This window comes from Flavobacterium sp., assembly GCF_044371705.1.
Taxonomy (GTDB): domain Bacteria; phylum Bacteroidota; class Bacteroidia; order Flavobacteriales; family Flavobacteriaceae; genus Flavobacterium.
This window is the reverse complement of the sequence record NZ_JBILTE010000110.1, coordinates 1-8,462: the sequence shown is the minus strand read 5'-3', so window position 1 is coordinate 8,462 and position 8,462 is coordinate 1. Positions and strand designations below refer to the sequence as shown.

The following is an 8,462-nucleotide window of genomic DNA, read 5'->3' as shown; positions in this document are numbered from 1 at the left end:
ACCGGCTGTTGATGCAATGTCAAATGTGTTTTTTTATAAGCCTCTAGCTGCATACGGATTTGAAATGCCTTTGGTTGTAATGTGGTTGGTTGTTGGAGCGACCTTTTTTACTCTTTACATGGGTTTCATTAACGTGAAAGGAATCAGGCATTCAATTCAACTAATACGCGGCGATTATGACAATCCCGGAGATAAAGGAGAAGTTTCGCATTTTCAAGCTTTAGTTACCGCTTTGTCAGGAACTGTTGGTTTAGGTAATATTGCAGGAGTTGCGGTAGCTATTTCTTTAGGAGGTGCCGGAGCTACATTTTGGATAATTTTGGCTGGGTTTTTAGGGATGTCTTCCAAATTTGTAGAATGTACTTTAGGGGTCAAATATCGAAAACTTAACGATTTAGGTGAGGTTTCAGGCGGGCCTATGTATTATTTGTCCGAAGGCCTACGAAGAAAAGGTCATGCACGATTAGGGAAAGTTCTGGCAGTTCTTTTTGCAATGCTAGCCATAGGCGGTTCTTTTGGTGGTGGTAATATGTTTCAAGCCAATCAGTCCTTTGCTCAATTAGCCAATGTGTTTCCGGTATTTGAAGGACAAGGATTCTATTATGGACTTGTTATAGCTTTCTTTGTTGGAATTGTTATTATTGGAGGCATTAAAAAAATTGCAAGTGTGACGGATAAATTAGTTCCAATCATGGTTGGGATGTATGTTATTACTTCATTAATTATTATTACTGTAAATATCACAAGTATTGGCGATGCGTTTATCGATATATTTCATGGAGCATTTACCGCTGATGGAATTAAAGGTGGAGTTATTGGTGTTTTGGTTGTAGGTTTTCAACGAGCAGCTTTTTCTAATGAAGCGGGGGTTGGTTCCGCTGCAATTGCTCACTCTACAGCAAAAACTGATGAACCAATTAGTGAGGGAATCGTTTCGCTATTAGAGCCATTTGTTGACACTATAGTGGTTTGCACGATGACTGCATTAGTTTTGATTTTTACCGGATATGCCGCAGATACGCAAGGAATGACAGGTTCGGCTTTGACTTCTGCAGCATTCAGTAGTGTTTTGCCTTGGTTTAAATATGTATTATTATTAGTCATTGTTTTGTTTGCCTTTTCTACCATGATTTCGTGGTCGTATTATGGAATGAAATCTTGGACGTATCTTTTTGGAAACACAAAAAAAATGGAAAATATTTATAAAGTTATGTTTCTTGTGTTTGCGGTAGTCGGTTCTTCTGCAAGTTTAGGAGCCGTAATTGACTTTTCAGATATGATGATTTTAGCTATGGCTTTCCCTAATATATTAGGACTCTACTTTTTGTCGGGTGAAGTAAAAGCAGATTTAAAAGATTACTTCAGAAGACTTAAATCAGGAGAAATAAAAAAATATGAATAAAACTGTTTTATAATTTAACTATAAAAACATGAAAATTAAATCCTACTTCCAGTTTTCCAAAGACCAGCGAAGTGGGATTTTTTTATTGTTACTATTGATTGGTTTAACCCAAGGTATTTATTTTTATTGGTCTGCTCAAAAAAGTCACGAAAATATTCCTTCATCGCAGCAGGAGTGGCTTGCTTTACAGTTAGTTGTTGATAGTTTGAAAAGCACTCAAAAGGAGAGCAAGAGACAAATTTATCCTTTCAATCCAAATTTTATCACCGATTATAAAGGTGCCCAATTAGGGATGTCGGTAGCAGAAATCGATCGATTATTTGCTTTTCGAAAATTGAACAAATATGTTAATTCAGCCAAGGAATTTCAGCAAGTGACACAGGTTTCCGATAGTTTATTAAATAGTATCTCACCTTACTTTAAGTTTCCGGATTGGGTGAATCAGCCTCGAAAAAGTTATTACACCGACTATTCCAAAAATGATGGTGCCAAGAAGAAGGCAATTATAGTGAAAGATATCAACAAGGCAACCGCAGATGATTTAATGCAACTCTATGGTATTGGACCTGCCCTTTCTGAGCGTATTTTAAAAAGACGATCGACCTTAGGAGCTTTTGTATCGATGGAACAAATGAGTGAAGTTTGGGGATTATCGCCCGAAGTTATTGAGCTGTTACAGCTGCATTTTACTATATCCGACCCACCTGCCATTGAAAAAATCGCTATTAATGATTTGTCATCGAAAGAATTAGCCAAATTTCCTTATTTCAATTACTCGCTAGCAAAAGAAATAGTGATTTATCGAAGCATGCATAACGGAATTCGTTCTGTTGAGGATTTAACAAAAATTAAGGGAATGCCTAATGAAAAAATCAAAATAATCGCCTTATATTTGGAATTTTAAAAAAATATAGTAAAAAATCATCTTTTATTTATCTATGAATTCTATTTATTTCACCGAAGAGCATCAATTATTTAGGGCAACTTTACGCGATTTTTTACATAAAGAAGTAGTGCCGCATATTGAAAAATGGGAAAAAACGGGTACTATTGAGCGTTTTATTTGGAAAAAATTCGGTGAGATGGGCTTTTTTGGTATCAACTACCCGGAAGTCTATGGTGGAATGAACTTGGATTTGTTTTACACTGTAATATTTTTAGAAGAACTGCAAAAAATTAAATCGTCCGGTTTTGCAGCAGCTATGTGGGCTCATGCCTATTTAGCAATGACGCATTTAAATGAAGAGGGAAGTGAGCAAATCAAACAAGACTATTTGGCACCTAGTATTTCCGGCGAAAAAATAGGAGCTTTATGCATTACCGAACCTTTTGGAGGTAGCGATGTAGCGGGTATGCGAACTACAGCTATAAAAAGTGGCGATAAATACATTATCAACGGTTCCAAAACATTTATTACAAACGGGGTGTACGCTGATTATTATGTTGTAGCCGCCAAAACAAGTCCGCAGCTTGGAAATAAAGGAATCAGTATTTTTTTAGTAGATACTTCTGCCAAAGGAATTTCAGCTACAAAGTTGGATAAATTAGGATGGAGAGCGTCTGATACTGCCGAAATTGCCTTTGATAATGTCGAAGTTTCTTCAGCAAATTTAATGGGTGAAGAAGGAAAAGGATTTCCGTACATCATGCAACATTTTGCTTTAGAGCGATTAATTATGGCTATCAATGCTCATGCGAGAGCTGAATATGCGATTGATTATACTATTGAGTACATGTCGCAACGTGAAGCTTTCGGCAAAACCATTGATAAGTTTCAGGCATTGCGACACACCATTGTGGAACATGCCACGGATGTGGAGCATTGCAAAATATTCAATTATGCAGCAGTTGACCGTTTAGACAGAGGTGAATATGTGGTAAAAGAAGCTACCATGGCTAAGTTAAAATCTACCAAGGTTGCCGACGAAACCATATACAGTTGTTTGCAAATGTTAGGCGGTTATGGGTACATGGAAGAATATCCATTGGCTCGTTTGTTAAGAGACAGTCGATTGGGTCCAATAGGTGGCGGAACTTCCGAAATTCTAAAAGAAATTTTATCTAAAATGATCATTGATAAGCAAAATTATCAGCCCGCAGTAAAATAATTCAATATTCGTCTTTCGCAAGTCAAAATAATTGTTACTTTTGCACCCACTAAATGAGAGGAGGTGTCTAGATTATGTTAATTATACCAATTAAAGACGGAGAAAATATCGACAGAGCGTTAAAACGCTACAAGAGAAAATTTGATAAAACAGGAACTGTTCGTCAGTTAAGAGCACGTCAAGCGTTTATTAAACCTTCTGTTGTTAGAAGAGCACAAGTTCAGAAAGCTCAGTACATTCAAACATTGCGAGACAGTGTAGAGATGTAATAGCATTTTTATAAAAAGTAAACCGTTAGTTTGAGAAGTTTTGTAACTTTGAGGCTAACGGTTTTTTTATGCAATCAAATGTAGAAGCTTTCATAGATTATTTGCAATTGCAAAAGAATTACTCCTTGCATACCGTGAAAGCCTATTTAGCAGACGTGCACGAATTTGAATTGTTTACTAAGGAACACTTTGACCAAGAAGTTATCGATTCAGTAGTATATGCACAAATTCGAAGTTGGATTGTCTCGTTAGTGGATGCAGGTTTGTCTTCCTCCTCAGTGAATAGGAAAATCTCTTCCTTAAAAAGTTACTTTAAATTTTTATTGCGAATCAAGCAAATAGAAAAGAGTCCGCTACTAAAACATAAGGCTTTGAAATCGCCCAAAAAAATTCAGATTCCTTTTTCCGAAAGGGAAATTGACTTGGTTCTGAATCAAATTTCCTATCCTGAAGGATTTGAAGGAATTAGAGATAAGTTGATTATTGATTTATTTTATACTACCGGTATTCGTAAAGCAGAGTTGATAAGTTTGAAACTTTCAAGTATCGATTATGGTTCAACCACTTTAAAAGTAGTAGGAAAACGAAATAAAGATCGAATTGTTCCTTTGCTACCAATAGTGTTGGAACAATTTAATCGCTATTTTAGTGAACGAAATTTACTTCCGCAAATCAAGGATTCCAATTATTTGTTTTTAACCAAAAAAGGTGTTAAATTGAATGATACATTTGTGTATCGATTAATTAATTTGTATTTTAGTGCTATCTCCGAGAAGGTAAAAAAAAGTCCTCACATATTGCGTCACACTTTTGCGACTCATATGCTAAACAACGGAGCTGATTTAAATTCAGTAAAAGAATTATTAGGACATTCAAGTTTAGCATCCACTCAAGTGTATACCCACAGCAGTTTGTCGGAACTAAAGAAAGTATATCAAGATGCTCATCCCAGAAACAACTAGTAGTTTGATTGTATAACCAAAAAAAGTATAATTATGAAGGTAAACGTTATGGCTGTTAACTTTAATGTTGATGGAAAATTAGTAGATTTTATTCAGGAGCGAATGGACAAATTAGAAAAATACTATGATAAGGTTGTCGTTGCAGACGTTTTTTTGAAAGTAGAATCAACCAGTGAAAAAGAAAATAAAATAGTGGAGATTAAAATTCATGTTCCGGGGGATGATTTTATGGTTAAAAAACAATGTAAAACTTTTGAAGAAGCAGTTGATTCTTCTGGAGAAGCCCTTGAACGTTTATTGTTAAAAAGGAAAGAAAAAATCAGAACGCATATATAGTTTAATATTTTTTTAAAAAATGTTTTGATTGACAAATAAAATCTATACATTTGCAGTCCGTTAGAAATAGCGGACTTTTTTTATTGAGTAATGCCGGTGTAGCTCAGCTGGCTAGAGCAGCTGATTTGTAATCAGCAGGTCGTGGGTTCGAGTCCCTCTATCGGCTCAATTGAATTGTAAAAGCTAAAATATTTTGTAAGAATTAGATTCTGAAATGTTTACGTTCTTTACTATGTAGTTAAAATAAGGGGGGAGATACTCAAGCGGCCAACGAGGGCGGACTGTAAATCCGCTGATTACATCTTCGCAGGTTCGAATCCTGCTCTCCCCACAAAAAAAGTTTGAAGGTTTCAAGTTTCAAGTGGTTTTAAAACATGAAACTTTAAACATGAAACAAAAAAACTTTACCGCCGGTGTAGCTCAGGGGTAGAGTGCTTCCTTGGTAAGGAAGAGGTCACGGGTTCAATTCCCGTCATTGGCTCAAAATTGTATGAATTAAACACTATTATATAACTAAGATTTAAATTAATTAAAATGGCAAAAGAAAATTTTAATCGTAACAAGCCACACCTTAATATTGGAACTATTGGGCACGTGGATCACGGAAAAACTACTTTAACTGCAGCAATCACGAAAGTATTGTCTGAAAAAGGTTATTGTCAAGCAAAATCGTTTGATCAAATTGACAACGCTCCAGAGGAGAAAGAAAGAGGGATTACCATTAATACATCACACGTAGAGTATGAAACTGCTAACCGTCATTACGCTCACGTAGACTGTCCAGGTCACGCGGATTACGTTAAGAACATGGTTACCGGTGCTGCTCAAATGGACGGTGCTATCTTAGTAGTTGCTGCTACAGATGGTCCGATGCCACAAACACGTGAGCACATCCTTTTAGGACGTCAGGTAGGTATTCCAAGAATCGTTGTATTCATGAATAAAGTGGATATGGTTGATGATGCTGAGCTTTTAGAGCTAGTTGAAATGGAAATCAGAGATTTATTATCTTTCTATGATTATGATGGAGATAATGGACCGGTTATCCAAGGATCTGCTTTAGGTGGATTGAATGGAGATGCTGCTTGGGTTGATAAAATTCTTGAATTGATGGATGCTGTTGATGCTTGGATCGAAGAGCCAGTGCGTGACAATGCAAAACCATTCTTGATGCCGGTTGAAGACGTATTTACAATTACAGGTCGTGGAACTGTTGCTACAGGTCGTATCGAAACAGGTGTTGCAAATACTGGAGATCCAGTTGAAATCATTGGTATGGGTGCAGACAAATTGACTTCTACAGTAACTGGAGTTGAGATGTTCCGTAAAATCCTTGACAGAGGTGAAGCTGGAGATAACGTAGGTCTATTATTGAGAGGTATTGACAAAGCTGATATCCGTAGAGGTATGGTTATTTGTAAGCCAGGTTCAGTAAAACCACACGCTAGATTCAAAGCTGAGGTTTATATCTTGAAAAAAGAAGAAGGTGGTCGTCACACACCATTCCACAACAACTACCGTCCACAGTTCTATGTAAGAACAACTGATGTAACTGGTACTATTTCTTTACCAGCTGGAGTTGAAATGGTAATGCCAGGTGATAACTTAACTATCGACGTAACTTTATTGAGCCCAATCGCTCTTAACCTAGGTTTACGTTTTGCTATCCGTGAAGGTGGTAGAACAGTAGGTGCAGGTCAGGTTACTGAAATTGTTGACTAATTCAACTATTATAAAAAGCCAGTTCCTATTCTTTTGAGTAGGACTGGCTTTTAAACAAACGGGTGTAGTTCAAGGGTAGAATAGCGGTCTCCAAAACCGTTGATGGGAGTTCGAATCTCTCCACCCGTGCAAAAATAAATTATAATGACAAAAGTTGTTAATTACATAACAGAGTCTTTCGAAGAGTTGAAGACAAACGTAACTTGGTTGCCTTGGGCAGAAGTACAACGTCTTACAATTATCGTAGCAGTATTTACTATTGTATTTTCATTGGCCGTATGGGGTGTAGATGAATTCTTTACAACTGTAATAGCCGGCTTTTTTAATTTTATTAAAGGATAAACCTAGTTATGACCGATACTAATTTAAAAAAGTGGTACGTCGTTCGAGCGGTAAGTGGACAAGAGAATAAAGTCAAAACTTATATTGAGAACGAAATCAACCGACTTCATTTGGGAGATTTTATCGAACAGGTATTGGTGCCTACTGAAAAAGTAGTGCAGGTGCGTGACGGTAAAAAAATCTCAAAGGAACGTGTATACTTTCCTGGGTATGTGATGATTGAAGCCAATTTGACCGGTGAAATTCCACATATCATTAAATCGATTACAGGAGTTATTGGTTTTCTAGGCGAAGTAAAAGGTGGAGACCCTGTGCCTTTGCGTTTATCGGAAGTGAACCGCATGTTAGGAAAAGTAGATGAATTGGCCGTAAATGCCGATACGCAAAACATACCATTTATCATTGGTGAAACAATCAAAGTTGTAGATGGCCCTTTCAACGGTTTCAATGGAACTGTTGAGAAAATTAATGAAGACAAGCGTAAACTTGAAGTAATGGTGAAAATTTTCGGAAGAAGAACGCCATTAGAATTGAGTTTTATGCAAGTTGAAAAAGTATAATTGTTACATATTATAATCCACATCTTGCTTCCAACTGAGATGTGCTAAATTTTTTAAACAAATGGCTAAAGAAATTAGTAAAGTAGTTAAACTACAAGTTAAGGGAGGTGCCGCGAATCCTTCGCCACCGGTCGGACCTGCTTTGGGAGCTGCTGGGGTTAACATCATGGAGTTCTGTAAGCAATTTAATGCGAGAACACAAGATAAACCCGGCAAAGTATTACCGGTACAAATTACGGTATACAAAGACAAATCGTTTGATTTCGTCGTTAAAACTCCACCGGCTGCTATCCAATTATTGGAAGCAACTAAGCTTAAGTCAGGTTCAGGTCAACCTAATCGTAAAAAAGTAGCAAGTGTTACTTGGGATCAAATTAGAACTATTGCGGAAGAGAAAATGGTAGACTTAAATGCGTTTACAATTGAAGCTGCAATGAGTATGATTGCAGGAACTGCAAGATCTATGGGTATAACAGTATCAGGAGCTGCTCCTTTTTAATTAAAAGAAAGACATGGCAAAATTGACAAAAAAGCAGAAAGTGGCTGCATCAAAAATTCAGAACAACAAATTATATTCTTTAAAAGACGCTTCGGCATTGCTTAAAGATGTTGCTACTGCTAAATTTGATGAGTCAGTTGACATTGCAGTTCGTTTAGGAGTAGATCCAAGAAAAGCAAATCAAATGGTTAGAGGAGTGGTAACATTGCCTCACGGGACAGGAAAAGATATGAGAGTGTTAGCTCTTGTAACTCCAGATAAA

The 8,462-nt window shown here is 36.8% G+C and carries 10 protein-coding genes, 4 tRNA genes and 1 pseudogene; all 15 read left to right on the top strand.

From position 1 onward, the window contains the following. The coding region (locus ACIQ2S_RS08710; RefSeq protein ID WP_396175037.1) for an alanine/glycine:cation symporter family protein at positions 1-1,402 on the top strand (1,402 nt) is incomplete at its 5' end. Positions 1,403-1,430: 28 nt separating this feature from the next. Then, the gene (locus ACIQ2S_RS08705; protein WP_396175035.1) at positions 1,431-2,306 is read left to right on the top strand and encodes a ComEA family DNA-binding protein; all 876 of its coding nucleotides are present in this window, start codon (positions 1,431-1,433) and stop codon (positions 2,304-2,306) included. A 34-nt stretch (positions 2,307-2,340) separates the two neighbouring features. Beyond that, the gene (locus tag ACIQ2S_RS08700) at positions 2,341-3,510 is read left to right on the top strand and encodes an acyl-CoA dehydrogenase family protein (RefSeq protein ID WP_396175033.1); all 1,170 of its coding nucleotides are present in this window, start codon (positions 2,341-2,343) and stop codon (positions 3,508-3,510) included. Positions 3,511-3,584: 74 nt separating this feature from the next. Beyond that, complete coding sequence (gene rpsU / locus ACIQ2S_RS08695) at positions 3,585-3,779, top strand: 30S ribosomal protein S21 (RefSeq protein ID WP_396175031.1); 195 nt, start codon at positions 3,585-3,587, stop codon at positions 3,777-3,779. Between the two features lie 68 nt (positions 3,780-3,847). Further along, positions 3,848-4,741, top strand: coding sequence for a tyrosine-type recombinase/integrase (locus ACIQ2S_RS08690; RefSeq protein WP_396175029.1), 894 nt, complete (start codon positions 3,848-3,850; stop codon positions 4,739-4,741). Positions 4,742-4,774: 33 nt separating this feature from the next. Further along, positions 4,775-5,077 (top strand): ribosome hibernation-promoting factor, HPF/YfiA family, encoded by a 303-nt coding sequence (gene hpf, locus ACIQ2S_RS08685; protein WP_396175027.1) that lies wholly within the window; start codon positions 4,775-4,777, stop codon positions 5,075-5,077. A 92-nt stretch (positions 5,078-5,169) separates the two neighbouring features. Next, positions 5,170-5,243 (top strand) — tRNA-Thr (locus ACIQ2S_RS08680). An 83-nt stretch (positions 5,244-5,326) separates the two neighbouring features. Beyond that, positions 5,327-5,408, top strand: a tRNA-Tyr gene (locus tag ACIQ2S_RS08675). Between the two features lie 78 nt (positions 5,409-5,486). Then, positions 5,487-5,558 (top strand) — tRNA-Thr (locus ACIQ2S_RS08670). Between the two features lie 53 nt (positions 5,559-5,611). Next, a complete protein-coding gene (gene tuf, locus ACIQ2S_RS08665; protein ID WP_396175025.1) occupies positions 5,612-6,799 on the top strand; it encodes an elongation factor Tu in 1,188 nt (395 codons plus the stop codon). Between the two features lie 58 nt (positions 6,800-6,857). After that, positions 6,858-6,928, top strand: a tRNA-Trp gene (locus ACIQ2S_RS08660). Positions 6,929-6,943: 15 nt separating this feature from the next. Next, positions 6,944-7,141, top strand: coding sequence for a preprotein translocase subunit SecE (gene secE, locus ACIQ2S_RS08655; protein WP_396175023.1), 198 nt, complete (start codon positions 6,944-6,946; stop codon positions 7,139-7,141). Positions 7,142-7,149: 8 nt separating this feature from the next. Then, entirely contained in the window at positions 7,150-7,701 is a 552-nt protein-coding gene (gene nusG / locus ACIQ2S_RS08650; protein WP_396175021.1) for a transcription termination/antitermination protein NusG, read from the top strand. Positions 7,702-7,762: 61 nt separating this feature from the next. After that, positions 7,763-8,200 carry a 50S ribosomal protein L11 gene (rplK, locus tag ACIQ2S_RS08645; protein WP_396175019.1) on the top strand — a complete coding sequence of 146 codons (438 nt, stop codon included), beginning with the start codon at positions 7,763-7,765 and terminating at the stop codon, positions 8,198-8,200. A gap of 13 nt (positions 8,201-8,213) precedes the next feature. Then, positions 8,214-8,462: pseudogene (locus ACIQ2S_RS08640) on the top strand (50S ribosomal protein L1); the annotation flags it as partial.